Origin of the sequence: uncultured Kluyvera sp., from assembly GCF_902485085.1 — a bacterium.
Lineage (GTDB): Bacteria > Pseudomonadota > Gammaproteobacteria > Enterobacterales > Enterobacteriaceae > Kluyvera > Kluyvera ascorbata.
On the sequence record NZ_CABTJS010000132.1, the window covers coordinates 32,528 to 49,713 of the forward strand.

General features: G+C 56.6%; 15 protein-coding genes. 13 read left to right on the top strand and 2 right to left on the bottom strand.

The window, feature by feature from the left end; genetic code table 11:
• Positions 1–98 precede the first annotated feature (98 nt).
• From RDN66_RS16020 to osmB, 13 genes are all read left to right on the top strand, one after another.
• Positions 99–2,402: a helix-turn-helix domain-containing protein gene (locus RDN66_RS16020; RefSeq protein ID WP_202215854.1), complete on the top strand. Its 2,304-nt coding sequence runs from the start codon at positions 99–101 to the stop codon at positions 2,400–2,402.
• Between the two features lie 90 nt (positions 2,403–2,492).
• Complete coding sequence (gene sapA / locus RDN66_RS16025; RefSeq protein ID WP_115074734.1) at positions 2,493–4,142, top strand: ABC transporter substrate-binding protein SapA; 1,650 nt, start codon at positions 2,493–2,495, stop codon at positions 4,140–4,142.
• Entirely contained in the window at positions 4,139–5,104 is a 966-nt protein-coding gene (gene sapB / locus RDN66_RS16030) for a putrescine export ABC transporter permease SapB (protein WP_035896323.1), read from the top strand. Before sapA ends, sapB begins: the two co-directional genes overlap by 4 nt.
• Entirely contained in the window at positions 5,091–5,981 is an 891-nt protein-coding gene (sapC, locus tag RDN66_RS16035) for a putrescine export ABC transporter permease SapC (protein WP_035896322.1), read from the top strand. Before sapB ends, sapC begins: the two co-directional genes overlap by 14 nt.
• Positions 5,981–6,973 (top strand): putrescine export ABC transporter ATP-binding protein SapD, encoded by a 993-nt coding sequence (gene sapD / locus RDN66_RS16040; protein WP_035896321.1) that lies wholly within the window; start codon positions 5,981–5,983, stop codon positions 6,971–6,973. The genes sapC and sapD overlap by 1 nt, the downstream gene beginning before the upstream one ends.
• A 1-nt stretch (position 6,974) precedes the next feature.
• Positions 6,975–7,781 (top strand): putrescine export ABC transporter ATP-binding protein SapF, encoded by an 807-nt coding sequence (sapF, locus tag RDN66_RS16045; protein ID WP_035896320.1) that lies wholly within the window; start codon positions 6,975–6,977, stop codon positions 7,779–7,781.
• A gap of 23 nt (positions 7,782–7,804) precedes the next feature.
• Complete coding sequence (gene fabI / locus RDN66_RS16050) at positions 7,805–8,590, top strand: enoyl-ACP reductase FabI (protein ID WP_035896319.1); 786 nt, start codon at positions 7,805–7,807, stop codon at positions 8,588–8,590.
• 235 nt (positions 8,591–8,825) lie between these two features.
• Positions 8,826–9,983, top strand: a complete 1,158-nt coding sequence (locus tag RDN66_RS16055) for a carboxymuconolactone decarboxylase family protein (protein ID WP_202215855.1) — start codon at positions 8,826–8,828, stop codon at positions 9,981–9,983.
• An 81-nt stretch (positions 9,984–10,064) separates the two neighbouring features.
• On the top strand, positions 10,065–11,999 hold the full coding sequence (locus tag RDN66_RS16060; protein WP_308538012.1) for an exoribonuclease II: 1,935 nt from the start codon (positions 10,065–10,067) through the stop codon (positions 11,997–11,999).
• 230 nt (positions 12,000–12,229) lie between these two features.
• Positions 12,230–14,215, top strand: coding sequence for a cyclic di-GMP phosphodiesterase (gene pdeR, locus RDN66_RS16065; RefSeq protein ID WP_308538013.1), 1,986 nt, complete (start codon positions 12,230–12,232; stop codon positions 14,213–14,215).
• Between the two features lie 81 nt (positions 14,216–14,296).
• Complete coding sequence (locus RDN66_RS16070; protein ID WP_035896315.1) at positions 14,297–14,479, top strand: hypothetical protein; 183 nt, start codon at positions 14,297–14,299, stop codon at positions 14,477–14,479.
• Positions 14,480–14,549: 70 nt separating this feature from the next.
• Entirely contained in the window at positions 14,550–15,299 is a 750-nt protein-coding gene (locus RDN66_RS16075) for a DNA-binding transcriptional regulator YciT (protein ID WP_035896314.1), read from the top strand.
• Positions 15,300–15,594: 295 nt separating this feature from the next.
• Positions 15,595–15,810, top strand: coding sequence for an osmotically-inducible lipoprotein OsmB (gene osmB, locus RDN66_RS16080; RefSeq protein ID WP_035896313.1), 216 nt, complete (start codon positions 15,595–15,597; stop codon positions 15,808–15,810).
• Between the two features lie 168 nt (positions 15,811–15,978).
• On the opposite strand, the gene yciH is transcribed toward osmB, so the two are convergent.
• Together yciH and pyrF are read right to left on the bottom strand one after the other, a co-directional pair.
• Positions 15,979–16,305: a stress response translation initiation inhibitor YciH gene (yciH, locus tag RDN66_RS16085; RefSeq protein WP_202215857.1), complete on the bottom strand. Its 327-nt coding sequence runs from the start codon at positions 16,303–16,305 to the stop codon at positions 15,979–15,981.
• A complete protein-coding gene (gene pyrF / locus RDN66_RS16090) occupies positions 16,305–17,039 on the bottom strand; it encodes an orotidine-5'-phosphate decarboxylase (RefSeq protein WP_202215858.1) in 735 nt (244 codons plus the stop codon). The genes yciH and pyrF overlap by 1 nt, the downstream gene beginning before the upstream one ends.
• Between the last annotated feature and the right edge of the window lie 147 nt (positions 17,040–17,186).

A 17,186-nucleotide genomic window follows, 5' to 3' on the forward strand; every position in this document is an offset into this window, starting at 1 on the left:
GTTTTTGTTTTATATTGACGGAAAATGAAATGACTATTTTTCATACGGTTTAGTTATGACAAAAAAGATACCGTTATTTTTTGTCTCAGGAGAATGGGATGCCGACGCAGCAAATCAGTGACTTTTCCGTGGTCGTTCAGGATGTCCGTCATCAGACTCACGAGGAGCAGCCTGCACTCGCCCTGCTGTGGGTGCTTCAGGGCGATGTGACGCTGGAGACCAGCAATGGCACTCGTCGCCTGCTGGACGGGGCGCTCGCTATCGTCAATCCCAATCAACGGTGGAGCCTTGTCAGCGAACAACCCAATACGCTGATGACGCTGACCGTTGCCGCTAACTGGCTGACGCGGATGGATGCCCATTTTTTCGGTTTTGATTACCAGATAACCGCCCAGCCGCATGCCTCGCTGACACATGAAGCCCGACTTTGTTCACTGATGCGCCAGTTGCTCATCACCCATCTCACCAACCATGAAACGCACTCACGGCTGGAAGCCAACCGCTGGCTTTGCGAAATTGCCCAACTGCTGGCCACCCATTTCCAACAGCCGCGCCAATCCAGCACGCCACACAGCGAAGCGGCCTGGAGCCATCGTATTCGCCAGGTGGTGGCCCGAATTGAATCGCAGTACACCCAACGACTGTCACTTGCTGAAATTGCGCGCGCCGAGCGGGTGTCCGAAGCCTGGCTCTCTCGCCTGTTTCATAAAGAAGTGGGCGTCAGTTTTATGCAGTTCATTACCGCACTGCGCCTGGAGAAATCCGCCGAGCTGCTGCTGACAACCGCCCTGCCGGTCCAGCGCATTGCTCAACAACAGGGCTTTGCCAGCGCCCGAGTGATGAGCGACCTGTTTAAGCGTCGCCACGGCATGACGCCCCGTCAGTTTCGCCAACAGACAACGCCCCAAAGCCGCAGCCGCCCGCGAGAAATCCTGCCGGACCGCACACTGCCGGTTGCCGCGGAAACGCTCTATGCCCTGCTTAATCATACAAGCACGGCAGCGTGGGATAACCCGCCACCGCTCCAGCACCACTCACAGCCTCGACAGATTGCGTTGAATACGCTGCCCGCACGCCGTGTGCCACTGCGCCGTAGCGAAATAATTATTACGCTTCGCGAACTGGATGATTTACTGCGCGACGACGTTCGCCAGTCGCTGCTGGCGCTGCATGTGCAAATACCCATCGCCGGCATTGATATTAACGAGCCGTTTCTCAGCAGCCGTCTGTTCAGCGATGGCTGGGACGATCCGCAAATGGTGGGCTATGCCTGCTGGTACAACCTACAGCAGGTCTTCACATTTCTGTCTCGTATGGGCTGGCGCGTACTGTTGCATACCAGCCTGACCACCCGTCCGGATCTGCTGCGCCAGTTTTTATCCCTCGCCGCCCAGCATTTTCCACCGTCGACGCTTGCCAGCTGGCAGTTCGTCTGGCACTGGTCGCCGCAGGCAAGCAAGGAGGTCTGGGCGCAGCAGAAAGCGGCCATCCGAGCGTTATCGCCTGACTCGTTACTTGGAATCTGGCACCGTTTTACCATGGCCGAAGACGGCATCGTTGATGATGCCATTATCACTTCGCCGTTGTTAAAAGAGGCCGATTTTCTCGCCTGTTCGGCAAACGCCAATGAGCGTTTCCAGCAGCAGTCTTTTGACGGCCCCCGGCTTTCCGCTGCCGAAAGCTATCCGGTTGAGAAAGTGCGCCAGATTCAGCGCGCCCTGCGACAACATCACCTTGCGTTACCTTTATGGCTGCTGTCGTGGAACACTCTGACCGGGTCAACCAGACGCACTAACGGCGAGTTCTTCCGTGGCGCACTGTTGATGAACAACCTGCTTGGCCTCGCCGAACAGGTGCAGCTCACCGGTTTCTGGCTCAATTCTAGTCAGCAGGGTGAAGCGCGCAGCAACGGCACGTTTGATACCTCAAGCCTGGCGCTGTACTACCATCATGGGCTTCCCCGGCCTATTTTCTGGGTACTCTGGCTGTGGCACCGTTTACGGGGTGATGTGCTGGTCAACGATAAAAACATCCTGCTGCTGCATCACCACGGGCGCTATCAGCTGCTGCTACGTAACCCGGTAGTATTTAACCCGTGGCTCTCAAGCGAAGAGGCGTTTATTCAGCGTTTTCGTCAGCAGTATCCGGTCGCGCTTCAGCCATTACACGGCAAATGGAAAATCAAACGACACCTGTTCGATCAGTTGAACGGCGCGCTCTTTCCCTACCTTGATGCTATCGACAGCAGCAGCGGCCCGGATGAAGAGACCTGGACCTGGCTTGTCCACAAAACCCGGCCGGCGCTCAGCGTTCGTGAAGAAAACGTAGAAGAAAATTGGCAGGTGGTTGAGGCGCTGGAGAGCAATGCGCTGGTGTTATATGAGTTAACCCCACTGATTTGATGACTTTTAAAGCAGTTGCACGTAGAGATTTGTACCTGGTAGCCGTAAGTGCGATACACTTTGCAGAACAATCGAAAATATAACGAAACTATGCGCCTGAATTTGTCATCCTTCCTCGCCGCGTTGGGGCTACTTTGCGGCCAGGCGATTGCCGCACCGCAACCGCTCGATTCCCCTCGCGCCGATATTCGCGACAGCGGATTTGTCTACTGTGTCAGCGGGCAGGTCAACACCTTCAACCCGCAAAAGGCGAGCAGCGGGCTTATCGTCGACACGCTGGCGGCTCAACTTTACGATCGTCTGCTGGACGTTGACCCATACACCTATCGCCTGGTCCCTGAGCTTGCCGAAAGCTGGGAGGTACTGGACAACGGCGCGACCTACCGTTTCCATCTGCGCAACAATGTGCAGTTCCAGACCACCCGCTGGTTTACGCCGACGCGTGCGCTGAACGCCGACGATGTTGTGTTTACCTTTGAGCGCATTTTCGACCGCAACCATCCGTGGCATAACGTCAACGGCGGCGCTTTCCCTTACTTCGACAGCCTACAATTTGCCGATAGCGTGCAGAGCGTGCGTAAGCTCGATAACCGCACCGTGGAGTTCCGCCTAACCCGTCCGGATGCGTCATTCCTGTGGCATCTGGCGACCCACTATGCGTCCGTCATGTCCGCCGAGTACGCTAACAAGCTCACCAAACAGGATCACCAGGAGCTGCTCGACCGCCAGCCGGTCGGTACCGGGCCTTTCCAGCTTGATGAATACCAGGCGGGTCAGTTCATCCGCTTACAGCGTCACCCGAAATTCTGGCGCGGTACGCCGCTGATGCCGCAGGTGGTCGTGGATTTAGGCTCCGGCGGAACCGGACGTTTATCCAAGTTGCTGACCGGCGAATGCGACGTGCTGGCCTGGCCTGCCGCCAGCCAGTTGACCATTCTGCGCGACGATCCGCGCCTGCGTTTGACGCTGCGCCCGGGGATGAACATCGCGTACCTGGCGTTTAATACCGACAAACCGCCGCTGAATAACCCTGAAGTGCGTCACGCCCTGTCGCTCGCCATCAACAACCAGCGTCTGATGCAGTCCATCTACTACGGTACAGCGGAAACGGCAGCCTCAATTTTGCCGCGTGCCTCCTGGGCTTACGATAACGAAGCTAAGATTACCGAATACAACCCGAAGGAAGCGCGCCGACGCCTTGAGGCTCTGGGTCTCCAGAAGTTGACCCTGCATCTGTGGGTGCCAACCAGTTCACAGGCCTGGAACCCGAGCCCGCTGAAAACCGCTGAGCTGATTCAGGCAGATATGGCTCAGATTGGCGTCAAGGTGGTGATCGTGCCGGTTGAAGGTCGCTTCCAGGAAGCGCGGCTGATGGACATGAACCACGACCTGACGCTCTCCGGCTGGGCCACCGACAGTAATGACCCGGACAGTTTCTTCCGTCCGCTGTTGAGCTGCGCGGCTATCAACTCGCAGACCAACCTGTCCCACTGGTGTAACCGTGAGTTTGACAGCGTACTGCGCCGGGCGCTGGACTCCCAACAGCTTGCGTCGCGCATTGATGCCTATGATGAAGCCCAACAGATCCTCGCGCGCGAACTGCCGGTGCTGCCGTTGGCTTCTTCGCTGCGTCTGCAGGCCTACCGTTACGATATGAAAGGCCTGGTGCTGAGTCCGTTTGGTAACGCCTCGTTTGCTGGCGTGTCGCGGGAAAAAGAAGAGAAGGTGCAGAAACCATGATTATTTTCACGCTTCGTCGCCTGTTGCTGCTGCTGGTTACGCTCTTTTTCCTGACCTTCGTCGGCTTCAGCCTGAGCTATTTTACGCCGCACGCGCCGCTGCAAGGTGCCTCGCTGTGGAACGCCTGGGTATTCTGGTTTGAAAGCGTCATGCACTGGGACTTTGGCGTCTCCAGCATCAACGGCCAGCCGATTTCCGAGCAGCTTCGCCAGGTGTTTCCGGCGACCATGGAACTGTGCATTCTGGCGTTTGGCTTCGCCCTGCTGGTGGGTATTCCTATCGGCATGCTGGCGGGAATCACCCGCAACAAGTGGCAGGATAAAGTCATCAGCTTCTTTGCGCTGCTGGGCTTCTCTATTCCGGTTTTCTGGCTGGCACTGCTGCTGACCCTCTTCTTCTCGCTGACGCTGGGCTGGCTGCCGGTTTCCGGGCGCTTTGACCTGCTGTACGAAGTGAAAAACGTCACCGGATTCGCGCTGATTGATGCCTGGCTTTCCGACTCGCCGTGGCGACATGAGATGATCATCAGCGCCCTGCGCCATATGGTGCTGCCGGTGCTCACGCTGGCGGTAGCGCCCACCACCGAAGTGGTGCGTCTGATGCGTATCAGCACCATCGCGGTGTACGACACCAACTACGTGAAAGCGGCGGCAACCCGCGGGGTTTCGCGTCTGACCATTCTGCGTCGCCACGTACTCCATAACGCCCTGCCGCCGGTTATCCCGCGTCTGGGGCTGCAATTTTCCACCATGCTGACGCTGGCGATGATCACCGAAATGGTCTTTAGCTGGCCGGGCCTGGGGCGCTGGATGATTAACGCCATCCGCCAGCAGGACTACGCGGCGATTTCCGCCGGGGTCATGGTGATTGGCGCGCTGGTTATCATCGTCAACGTGATCTCCGATATTTTGGGTGCTATGGCTAACCCGCTGAAACATAAGGAATGGTATGCCTTACGATAGCGTCTATCTCGAGAAGCGCCCGCCGGGTGCCCTGCGCACCGTCTGGCGTAAGTTCTACGGCGATACCACCGCGATGATTGGCTTTTACGGCTGTATCGGGCTGGTGCTGCTGTGCGTGTTCGGCGGCTGGTTTGCCCCCTACGGTATCGACCAGCAGTTCCTCGGCTACCAACTGCTGCCGCCATCATGGTCGCGCTACGGCGAAGTGTCGTTCTTCCTCGGCACCGACGATCTGGGCCGTGATGTGTTAAGCCGTCTGTTGAGCGGCGCGGCACCTACCGTTGGTGGTGCCTTTGTGGTAACGCTGGGAGCAACCGCGTTTGGCCTGCTGCTCGGTGCTTTCGCCGGGTCGACCCACGGGCTGCGTTCAGCCATGCTGAACCATATTCTCGACACCCTGCTCTCCATTCCATCGCTGCTGCTGGCGATTATCGTGGTGGCTTTTGCTGGCCCGCATCTGTCGCATGCGATGTTTGCCGTCTGGCTGGCGCTGCTGCCGCGTATGGTACGCTCGATTTACAGCATGGTTCACGATGAGCTGGAGCGTGATTACGTGATTGCCGCCCGCCTCGACGGCGCTTCTACACTGAACATTCTGTGGTTTGCGATTTTACCAAACATCGCCGCGGGCCTTGTAACTGAGATTACCCGTGCGCTGTCGATGGCCATTCTGGATATCGCCGCGCTGGGCTTCCTTGACCTGGGCGCTCAACTGCCTTCGCCAGAATGGGGAGCGATGCTGGGCGATGCGCTGGAACTTATCTACGTCGCACCGTGGACGGTAATGCTGCCGGGTGCGGCCATTATGATAAGCGTGCTGCTGGTTAACCTGCTGGGCGACGGTATTCGCCGCGCCATCAATGCGGGGGTGGAATAATGCCGTTACTTGATATTCGCAATTTAACCATTGAATTTAAGACCAACGAAGGCTGGGTGAAGGCCGTTGACCGCGTCAGTATGACCATGGCCGAGGGTGAAATTCGCGGCCTGGTTGGCGAATCCGGTTCAGGCAAAAGCCTTATTGCCAAAGCCATTTGCGGCGTCACCAAAGACAACTGGCGCGTGACCGCAGACCGTATGCGCTTTGATGATATCGACCTGCTGCGCTTGTCTAACCGCGAACGCCGCAAGCTGGTCGGCCACAACGTATCGATGATTTTCCAGGAGCCGCAGTCCTGTCTTGACCCCTCCGAGCGCATTGGCGAACAGCTGATGCAGAACATCCCCGGCTGGACCTTCAAAGGCCACTGGTGGCAACGACTGGGCTGGCGTAAGCGCCGCGCCATCGAACTGCTGCACCGCGTGGGGATCAAAGATCATAAAGACGCGATGCGCAGCTTCCCCTATGAACTCACCGAAGGGGAATGTCAGAAAGTGATGATTGCCATCGCGTTGGCCAATCAGCCGCGTCTGCTGATTGCCGATGAGCCGACCAACGCCATGGAGCCGACCACTCAGGCGCAGATCTTCCGCCTGCTGACCGGCCTTAACCAGAACAACAACACCACCATTTTGCTTATCTCCCATGATTTGCAGATGCTGACCCACTGGGCGGATAAAATTAACGTCATGTACTGCGGGCAGACGGTGGAAAGCGCACCGAGCGAAGAGCTGGTGACTATTCCACATCATCCGTATACCCAGGCGTTGATCCGCGCGATTCCAGACTTTGGCCGTTCGATGCCGCATAAAAGCCGCCTGAATACGCTCTCTGGCGCGATCCCGCTGCTGGAACAATTGCCGATGGGCTGTCGTCTGGGGCCACGCTGCCCTTACGCCCAGCGTAAATGTATTGAAACCCCGCGCCTGACGGGTGCGAAGAACCACCTGTTCGCCTGTCATTTCCCGCTGAACATGGAGAAAGAGTGAAATGGTCGAAACCTTGCTTGAAGTACGCAATCTGAGTAAGACCTTTCGCTATCGTACCGGATGGTTCCATCGTCAGACGCTGCAGGCGGTGAAGCCGCTGAGCTTTACCCTGCGCGAAAAGCAGACGCTGGCGATTATTGGCGAGAACGGTTCCGGTAAATCCACGCTGGCGAAAATGCTGGCGGGCATGGTGGAACCGACCACCGGCGAGCTGCTGATTGACGATCATCCGCTGGAGTTCGGTGACTACTCGTTCCGCAGCCAGCGTATCCGCATGATCTTCCAGGATCCGAGCACCTCGCTGAACCCGCGTCAGCGTATTTCGCAGATCCTCGATTTCCCGCTGCGTCTTAATACCGATCTCGAGCCAGAAGCGCGCCGCAAACAAATTATCGACACCCTACGCCTGGTCGGCCTGCTGCCGGACCACGTCAGCTACTACCCGCACATGCTGGCACCGGGGCAAAAACAGCGTTTGGGTCTGGCCCGCGCGCTGATCCTGCGCCCAAAGGTGATTATCTGCGACGAAGCGCTGGCCTCGCTGGATATGTCGATGCGTTCGCAGCTGGTGAACCTGATGCTGGAGCTGCAGGAGAAACAGGGGATCTCTTATATCTACGTGACCCAGCATTTGGGGATGATGAAGCACATCAGCGACCAGGTGCTGGTGATGCACCAGGGCGAAGTGGTCGAGCGCGGCAGTACCGCCGACGTGCTGGCCTCCCCGCTGCACGATTTAACCAAACGTCTGATTGCGGGCCACTTCGGCGAGGCGTTGACCGCAGACGCCTGGCGTAAAGACCGCTAACACTGAATAGAAGGATGAACACGATGGGTTTTCTTTCCGGTAAACGTATTCTGATTACGGGCGTGGCGAGCAAGCTTTCCATCGCCTATGGTATCGCTCAGGCGATGCAGCGCGAAGGGGCCGAGCTGGCCTTTACCTACCAGAACGACAAATTGAAAAGTCGCGTGGAAGAGTTCGCCGCTTCGCTAGATTCCAGCATCGTCCTGCCGTGCGACGTAGCGGAAGATACAAGCATTGAGTCCCTGTTCAGCGAGCTGGCAAAAGTCTGGCCGACGTTTGACGGTTTCGTCCACTCCATCGGTTTTGCCCCGGCGGATCAACTGGACGGGGATTACGTCAACGCGGTGACCCGCGAAGGTTTTAAAATCGCCCACGACATCAGCGCCTACAGCTTTGTGGCGATGGCAAAAGCCTGCCGCAGCATGCTAAACCCCGGTTCTGCCCTGCTGACCCTCTCTTACCTGGGCGCGGAGCGTGCAATCCCGAACTACAACGTGATGGGTCTGGCAAAAGCCTCTCTTGAAGCTAACGTGCGCTATATGGCGAACGCCATGGGCCCGGAAGGCGTACGCGTGAATGCGATTTCTGCAGGCCCGATTCGTACGCTTGCCGCCTCCGGCATCAAGGATTTCCGAAAAATGTTGGCGCACTGCGAAGCGGTCACGCCGATTCGTCGCACCGTGACTATCGAAGACGTGGGTAATTCCGCCGCCTTCCTGTGCTCGAACCTTTCCGCCGGGATCACCGGAGAAGTCGTTCATGTTGATGGCGGTTTCAGCATTGCCGCGATGAACGAACTGGAACTGTAGACCCGTAGCCCGGACGAGGCGTTTACGCCGACTCCGGGGTTTTCCCCGGCGTCACTGCGTTCGGCCGGGCTACGATTTTTCCCTTCTTACGCCTCTGTTATTCCAGCCAGTTATTAATTATCACCGAACAATATTTTCTCCCTCGTCACGCATGCGCCAGGATATTTACCTATAACGATCCGGCAACACCTTCTCAATACCCGCCGGCTCGCCACCTATAGATCAAGGAATATCCATGGAGCCACGCCGCGTTTACGGCAAAAGCCACTGGTATCACGAAACCCAGTCGAGAGCCCAACACAGCGACGTGATGCCGCTGGTTCCTGAAGCCGCACACGTTGACGACCGTTTTTTACTGGATCTCTCGTTACCCGACGCCCTCTACAGCGCCAATCAGCGCTGGTTACACCTCGCCCGCACCTTTGCCCAAACGTTATTCCCGGATGCGGTCACCGTTAACCGCCTGCGCACCTTCAGCGCCTACGACCGTCTGAGCACCGCACTCACCGTCGCGCAGGTCACCGGCGTGCAGCGGCTGTGCAATCACTACGCCGCGCGTTTAGCGCCGCTGCCGGGGCCAGATTCATCGCGCGAGAGCAACCACCGGCTGGCGCAAATTACCCAGTATGCCCGGCAGCTCGCCAGCTCACCGTCGGTGATCACCCCGCGCGAGCGCCAGCAACTGGATGAGGTGGGGCTTACCGCGCACGATATTATTCTGATTAATCAGGTGGTCGGCTTCGTCGGTTTCCAGGCACGCGTTATCGCTATTTTCCAGGCCCAGCTCGGTTTCCCGGTTCGCTGGATCCCCGGCATGCCGGTACAGGAAGATGCCGATGCGGATCGCTTCCAGAGTGAAAGCGCGCCGTGGCATACCGACTTTGTCAGCACCGTACCGCATCAGGCCAATACGACGCAGGGTGACGTGCTGGCACGCTGGCAGCATGTACCCGAGCTAACCTCGCTGGCAGACGCGCTAATAGCCGAGGAGACCCTGCTGGAGGGATTGGGTGAGCTTATCGACGCCCTCACCTTCGCGCACCCGCTACAGCCGCTGGCATCGCTGATCCCTGCCCGCATCAACGGCAGCGCCAGCTGTTTTCACTATTACAGCGGTCAATGGCAAGGCGCGAACGGCTTGCCGGACGCGGTGCGTAATGGTGAACGCGCCATTCAGGCCTGGAGTCACCACCATCCCTGCGAGCGCGCTGTCGCCCAGGCAACCCAGCTTTTGACCCGCGCACCGGACCGTTTTAGCGCCGCGCAGCTAACGCCCCTTGCCGAGCAGGGACTTTCCGTTCCGGATGCCATCACACTGCTTGCCTGGAGCGCACTCTGCGGCTGGCTAAACCGCCTGCGAATAGCACTGAGTAGCGCACAACAAGTTGCGTAAAAGGGTGAAAGAGCGCTTGCTGCAACCTATAGATTCGCGTAAAAATGTCAGCCGCTCTTTTGGCCACGAAAATAGATCAATATGCTTCAGGACAACCCGCTGCTCGCGCAGCTAAAACAGCAACTTCACTCCCAGACGCCGCGTGCGGAAGGGGTCGTAAAAGCCACGGATAAAGGTTTCGGTTTCCTCGAGGTCGACGCGCAGAAAAGCTATTTTATTCCGCCGCCGCAGATGAAAAAAGTGATGCACGGCGACCGTATTATCGCGGTCATTCACTCCGAAAAAGAGAAAGAGAGCGCCGAACCGGAAGAACTGGTTGAGCCGTTCCTGACGCGTTTTGTCGGGAAAGTGCACCGCAAGGATGACAGACTGTCTATCGTTCCCGATCATCCTCTGTTAAAAGATGCCATTCCATGCCGCGCTGACCGCGGTGTCACACACGATTTCAAAGAGGGTGACTGGGCCGTTGCTGAAATGCGCCGTCATCCGCTGAAAGGCGATCGTAGTTTCTACGCCGAGCTGACCAAATTCATCACCTTTGGTGACGACCACTTTGTGCCGTGGTGGGTAACGCTCGCCCGTCATAACCTGGAAAAAGAAGCGCCAAACGGCGTGGCCACCGAAATGCAGGACGAAGGTCTGGAGCGTCGCGACCTGACGGCCCTCGACTTCGTTACCATCGACAGCGCCAGCACCGAAGATATGGACGATGCGCTGTTTGTGGAAGAAGCCGCTGACGGCAAGCTGCTGCTGACCGTCGCGATTGCCGACCCGACCGCATGGATCGTTGAAGGCAGCAAGCTGGACGATGCCGCGAAAATTCGCGCCTTCACCAACTATCTGCCGGGCTTCAACATTCCGATGCTACCGCGCGAGCTGTCCGACGACCTCTGCTCGCTGCGCGCGGAAGTGGTTCGCCCGGTACTGGCTTGCCGCATGACGCTGGCGGCCGACGGCACCATCGAAGACAACATTGAGTTCTTCGCCGCTAACATCGAATCAAAAGCCAAACTGGTTTATGACGACGTTTCCAACTGGCTGGAAAATACCGGCGACTGGAAACCGCAGAGCGATGCTATCGCGCGTCAGATTACCCTGCTGCAACGCGTTTGCCAGGTTCGCAGCGAATGGCGTAAAACCCACGCGCTGGTGTTCAAAGACCGTCCTGACTACCGCTTTGTGCTGGGTGAGAAAGGCGAAGTGCTGGATATCGTCGCAGAGCCGCGCCGCATTGCTAACCGTATCGTTGAAGAGTCAATGATTGCGGCAAACATCTGCGCCGCTCGCGTGCTGCGCGACAAACTGGGCTTTGGTATTTATAACGTCCACACCGGCTTTGCTCCTGACAATACCGAAGCGCTGGCTGCGCTGCTGAAAACCCACGACGTTCACGTCGATCCGGTTGAAGTGCTGACCCTGGAAGGTTTCTGCAAGCTGCGCCGCGAGCTCGACGCTCAGCCTTCTGGTTTCCTCGATAGCCGTATTCGTCGCTTCCAGTCATTCGCTGAAATCAGCATTGAGCCGGGTCCACACTTCGGCTTAGGTCTGGAGGCGTACGCAACCTGGACCTCACCGATCCGTAAATACGGTGACATGGTGAACCATCGCCTGCTGAAAGCGATTATCAAAGGCGAAAGCGCGCCGCGTCCTCAGGATGATGTGACCGTGCAGATGGCCGAACGCCGTCGTCTGAACCGTATGGCGGAACGCGACGTTGCTGACTGGCTGTATGCGCGTTATCTGAGCCCGCAGGCGGGTAAAGACACGCGCTTTGCGGCGGAGATTATTGACGTTAGCCGCGGCGGTATGCGCGTGCGTCTGGTGGATAACGGCGCAGTTGCCTTTATCCCGGCACCGTTCCTGCACGCTGTGCGTGATGAGATGGTGTGTAGCCAGGAAAGTGGTACCGTGCAGATCAAAGGCGAAGTGGTTTACAAGGTCACTGATGTGATTGATGTGACCATCGCTGAAGTGCGCATGGAAACACGTAGCGTGATTACTCGCCCTGCGGCGTAAGATTTCTGAGATACGTGCTAAACGGCTCCTTCGGGGGCCGTTTTTTTTGGGCGCTGCTCAGTGAAAGCGGTACGCCGCTGGATGGCGCTTCGCTTATCCGGCCAACGTGGAATATCCCTTCCGCCCAGTACTACCCTCTTTTTTCTACGCGAATTTTCAAAAAACGATCACACTGAATATCATGGCATTGGATTCGGACCTATTCGATCGCAGGTGTATGAGGAGCACGCATGGTGAAGTCTCTGGCACAAAATCTGCTCGACCCAAACCACAGCGAAACCAGTCTTTACTGGCGTTTGTCACGAACCGATCCCACCCTGTATCTGAGCATCGATCCCGATGCTGGCTCCGATCTGGCCATTCCGCTAAGCCAAGAAAATGCCCAACGCATTCATACCATGAGCGTGACCACCTCAAGCGTCGCGGTCAATATCCAACTCAACGGTTATGACGTTCCCGTACATCTGATTGGGCGTAAGGTGAACTGTAGCGAATGGGCCGGTACCGCTTCGTCATGGTTTGATACCTCCTCCGTCGCCCGCGACCTGTTACAGGGGCTACTGTTTGCTGAGCAGGTGGTCTCAGAGGCTAATGCGGTCATCGTCATTCTCGACCGTGACGGTAAAATTCAGCGCTTCAATCGCCTGTGCGAAGAGTACACCGGCGTGAAAGAGCAGGATGTTATCGGCAAAACCGCATTTGAGCTTTTTATGTCCGCGCCGGAAGCCGCCGCCGCGCGGGAAAACGTCAGCCGTTTTTTTAGCAACGGCGGCCCTTATGAGGTTGAGCGCTGGATAAAAACGCGCAAAGGCCCGCGCCTGTTTTTGTTCCGTAACCGTTTTGTCCACAGCGGCAGCGGTAAGAACGAGATCTACCTTATCTGTTCGGGCACCGATATTACCGAGGAGCGCAAAGCGCAGGAGCGACTGCGGGTACTGGCCAATACCGACACCATCACCGGGCTGCCGAATCGCCACGCCATCAATGAGCTTATCGGTAGCGCCATTGAAACCCGCCAGCCCGAGGAACAAATTGGCCTGGTCTACTTCGATCTGGATAATTTCAAGAAGGTCAACGATGCCTACGGACACGTCTTTGGCGATCAGCTACTACAGTCCGTGGCGCTGTCGATTCTAAGCTGCCTGGAAGAGAACCAGACTCTCGCCCGCCTCGGCGGCGATGAGTTTATCGTTCTGGCGACGCAAACCTCGCAGAGCGAACTGGAGGCCATGGCGTCGCGGGTGTTAACCCGCCTGCGCGACCCTTTTCGTATCGGCCTGATTGAAGTCTACAGCGGATGCTCGTTGGGCATTTCTATCGCTCCACAGCACGGCGAGGACAAGGAGAGCCTGATTCGTAATGCGGACACCGCGATGTACACAGCCAAAGAGAGCGGCCGCGGGAGATTTAGCGTATTTAAACCCGAAATGAATCTGCGAGTTTTCGAATATCTGTGGCTGGATACCAATCTGCGTAAAGCGTTGCAGTGCGATCAACTGGTTATCTACTATCAGCCGAAAGTGAGCTTAGACGGCGAAGTACGCAGCCTGGAGGCCTTAGTGCGCTGGAACTCGCCGGAGCGGGGGCTTATTCCGCCGATGGATTTTATCGCTTACGCCGAGGAGTCGGGGCTTATCGTGCCGCTCGGTCGCTGCGTGATGCTGGACGCGATTCGTCAGGTCGCGCAGTGGCGAGACCGGGGCATTCATCTGCGCGTGGCGGTAAACGTCTCTGCCCGTCAGCTTGTCGACTATTCTATTTTCAGCGACCTGAAGCAGGCGCTACGCGCACAGGGATTCGAGCAGTGCCCAATTGATATTGAGCTCACCGAAAGCTGCCTGATTGATAACGCTGAACAGGCGCTGGAAGTTATCGAACAATTCCGCTCGCTGGGCGCTCAGATTCACCTCGACGATTTTGGTACCGGTTATTCATCGCTGTCGCAACTGGCGCGCTTTCCTATTGATACCATCAAGCTGGATCATATTTTCGTCCAGAGCGTCCACGACCGTTCGGTTTCCCAATCGCTGGTGCTGGCAATTATTGCCGTCGCCCGCGCGCTGAACCTCAATATTATCGCCGAGGGCGTGGAGAATGCTGCCGACGATGCATTCCTTAAGCTACATGGCGTGGATGAGCGGCAGGGCTACCTCTTTGCGCGCCCGATGCCCGTCGCCGAACTTGAGCGCTGGTTGACTGAGCATCCGGGGTTATAAGCTAAGCTATTTTTTCACTTCTCTTTTGTCGGTAAATTTTGCATCATTGATTTCAATCGAATTTATCAACAGGATCCCACTATGTCCGAGCTCGATGCGCGTCAGGTAGCCCAACGTATTGATACCGTACTTGATATTCTGGTTGGCGGCGACACCCATTCCGCAATCAATAATCTGGAAATATTAAAAGCGGAATTGCTGGCATACGCAGCAGACGAACGCGACAGCAGAACAGGTCAGCCAAAATCCCCGTGGGAAATCTGACACCATTCGCCCTGCGAGCGGTGGTTTAATCACGAGACCGCCCTCGCCTTGAAAAATTGATGCATTGATTATGAATTCCCGACAGCAAACCATTTTACAGTTGGTTATCGATAAGGGCCGGATGAGCGTCGCCGATTTGGCGAAAATGACCGGCGTTTCGGAAGTGACCATCCGTCAGGATCTGAATCTGCTGGAGAAGCAGAGCTACCTGAGACGAACCCATGGATTCGCCGTTCCGCTGGACAGCGAGGACGTGGAAACGCGCATGATGAACAACTTCGCCCTCAAACGTGAGCTCGCGGAGTTTGCCGCCTCGTTGGTGCGCCCGGGGGAAACGGTATTTATCGAAAACGGCAGCAGCAACGCGCTGCTCGCGCGCGAACTGGCAAAGCAGCCGGATATCACCATTATCACCGTCAGCAGCTATATCGCACACCTGCTGAAAGAGACGCCGGGAGAGGTGATCCTACTGGGTGGCATCTATCAGAAAAAGAGCGAAAGCATGGTGGGCCCACTGACGCGTCAGTACATTCAGCAGGTCCATTTCAGCAAAGCATTTATTGGGATTGACGGCTGGCAGCCTGAAACCGGTTTTACCGGTCGGGATATGATGCGCGCCGATATCGTCAACGCCGTACTGGAAAAAGGCAGCGAAGCGATTGTGCTAACCGATAGTTCAAAATTTGGGGCTATCCATCCGTATGCGCTCGGTCCGATGAACCATTTCAACCGGGTGATTACCGACGATAATTTATCCACGGAAAAACAACTGCAGCTTGAGCAGACCGGGTTGACCGTCAACATCGTCCAACGGCCTTAACCCCCCACCCGATGCCTGCTGGCGTCGGGTTCCCTTCTATTCCCGCACCGTCATGAATCCCGTCTCGCTATGAGACTTATCCTACCCCTGAATTAAGACTTTTTACCTGTCGATAACATCACAAAATCGTAAAATTGATGTTAGCGATATAACAGGAAGTAACTATCACTTGCGTGACTTTTAGCACCCAATTTACAACCTGCGCAACAAGCTTCACGGAATACGCACTGAATACTTCTGGCTATTGCTATAATAAAAGGGCTTTTTCCGTGGATAGAATATTCAGGAGAAAAAAATGACTTCAATGAAAAAAATGACTGCTGCTGTTTTAGCGGTGACGCTGGTAATGTCTCTGAGTGCATGTTCTAACTGGTCCAAACGTGACCGTAATACCGCGCTGGGTGCCGGTGCTGGCGCAATCGGTGGTGCTGTGTTAACCGACGGTAGCGCGCTGGGTACGCTGGGTGGCGCGGCGGTAGGTGGGATTATCGGCCACCAGGTCGGGAAATAATCCGTAATACGAATATCAGGGCTCCGATGAGAATCGGGGCCCTTTTTATTTGACGGTGAGGGTTGGAAGCATTTCCGGGGTCGCATGCGCTCGCCCGGGCTGCACCGTCTCGTGCCCTCTCACCAAAGGGGAGAGGGCACGGTGTTAGGTCGTCTTTGAGATAGCGTTTCAGCCGCCTGCCAGCTTGACCTTCATCCCTTTGGCTTCCAGCAGCGTTTTAAGCAAATCGCGCTTGTCGCCCTGAATTTCAATCACGCCATCTTTCAGCGCGCCGCCACAGCCGCATTTCTTTTTGAGCTCGGCGGCAAGTTTGGTCAGCTCATCGTCGTTCAGATCGATACCGGTTATCAGGCACACGCCCTTCCCTTTACGCCCGCTGGTCTGACGCTGGATCCTGACGATGCCGTCGCCTTTCGGGCGAACTACCGCCGCTTTTGGCTCATCGATACGTCCGGTTTCCGTCGAATAGACCAGACGGCTATTATTGTCGCTCATTACGCCCCCAGATTCAGAGATGCATTAATATCACGCAGGGTTTTCGCCGGGTCCGCTGATTGGGTGACCGGACGACCAATCACCATATAGTCCACCCCGGCCTCCAGCGCCTGCTCTGGCGTCATAATACGACGCTGGTCGCCTGCCTCGCTGCCGGTTGGGCGAATGCCCGGCGTGACCAGTTTGAATGCCTGCCCCAGCTCATGCTTGAAGCGTACTGCTTCCTGTGCGGAGCAAACGACACCGTCCAGGCCACAGTTTTTGGTCAGAGTTGCTAGCTTCAAAGCGTACTCTGCCGGCGTCAGTGCGATACCCAGGTCCAACAGGTCGCTGGATTCCATGCTGGTCAGCACGGTGACCGCAATCAGCAGCGGCGCATCGGCACCAAACGCCGTCAGCGCTTCGCGTGCCGCAGTCATCATTCTGGCACCACCGGAAGCGTGCACGTTTACCATCCAGACGCCAAGGTCCGCTGCCGCTGCAACGGCATGCGCCGCGGTATTCGGGATATCGTGGAATTTCAGATCCAGGAAAATCTCAAAGCCACGCTGCTGCAGGTCACGAACAAACTGCGGCCCAAATAGCGTAAACATCTCTTTGCCCACTTTTAAGCGGCAGTCACGCGGATCAATGCGATCAACAAAGGCAAGCGCTTTATCGCGATTATCGTAGTCAAGGGCAACGACAACAGGAGAGGAGATGGCAACACGAGAAGAAGATGAAGCAACGGACATGACTGGACCTTCTTATTGATGGGCACGCGGGGTGCGGAAAAGGTAAACGGGCAGCATTCTACCTGCGTGACCGTGCAGGCACAATGCCGAGGGATGAACGAAGGGGAAATTAAAGTATGTTGTAACTAAGTGGGCGATTTTTTAGAA

Coding starts and splice junctions, on each gene's coding strand:
- RDN66_RS16075 (WP_035896314.1), top strand. CDS start 14,550: ATGAATTCCCGACAGCAAACCATTTTACAGTTGGTTATCGATAAGGGC.
- sapB (WP_035896323.1), top strand. CDS start 4,139: ATGATTATTTTCACGCTTCGTCGCCTGTTGCTGCTGCTGGTTACGCTC.
- RDN66_RS16020 (WP_202215854.1), top strand. CDS start 99: ATGCCGACGCAGCAAATCAGTGACTTTTCCGTGGTCGTTCAGGATGTC.
- RDN66_RS16060 (WP_308538012.1), top strand. CDS start 10,065: ATGCTTCAGGACAACCCGCTGCTCGCGCAGCTAAAACAGCAACTTCAC.
- fabI (WP_035896319.1), top strand. CDS start 7,805: ATGGGTTTTCTTTCCGGTAAACGTATTCTGATTACGGGCGTGGCGAGC.
- yciH (WP_202215857.1), bottom strand. CDS start 16,305: ATGAGCGACAATAATAGCCGTCTGGTCTATTCGACGGAAACCGGACGT.
- sapA (WP_115074734.1), top strand. CDS start 2,493: ATGCGCCTGAATTTGTCATCCTTCCTCGCCGCGTTGGGGCTACTTTGC.
- pdeR (WP_308538013.1), top strand. CDS start 12,230: ATGGTGAAGTCTCTGGCACAAAATCTGCTCGACCCAAACCACAGCGAA.
- sapC (WP_035896322.1), top strand. CDS start 5,091: ATGCCTTACGATAGCGTCTATCTCGAGAAGCGCCCGCCGGGTGCCCTG.
- sapD (WP_035896321.1), top strand. CDS start 5,981: ATGCCGTTACTTGATATTCGCAATTTAACCATTGAATTTAAGACCAAC.
- sapF (WP_035896320.1), top strand. CDS start 6,975: ATGGTCGAAACCTTGCTTGAAGTACGCAATCTGAGTAAGACCTTTCGC.
- RDN66_RS16055 (WP_202215855.1), top strand. CDS start 8,826: ATGGAGCCACGCCGCGTTTACGGCAAAAGCCACTGGTATCACGAAACC.
- osmB (WP_035896313.1), top strand. CDS start 15,595: ATGACTTCAATGAAAAAAATGACTGCTGCTGTTTTAGCGGTGACGCTG.
- pyrF (WP_202215858.1), bottom strand. CDS start 17,039: ATGTCCGTTGCTTCATCTTCTTCTCGTGTTGCCATCTCCTCTCCTGTT.
- RDN66_RS16070 (WP_035896315.1), top strand. CDS start 14,297: ATGTCCGAGCTCGATGCGCGTCAGGTAGCCCAACGTATTGATACCGTA.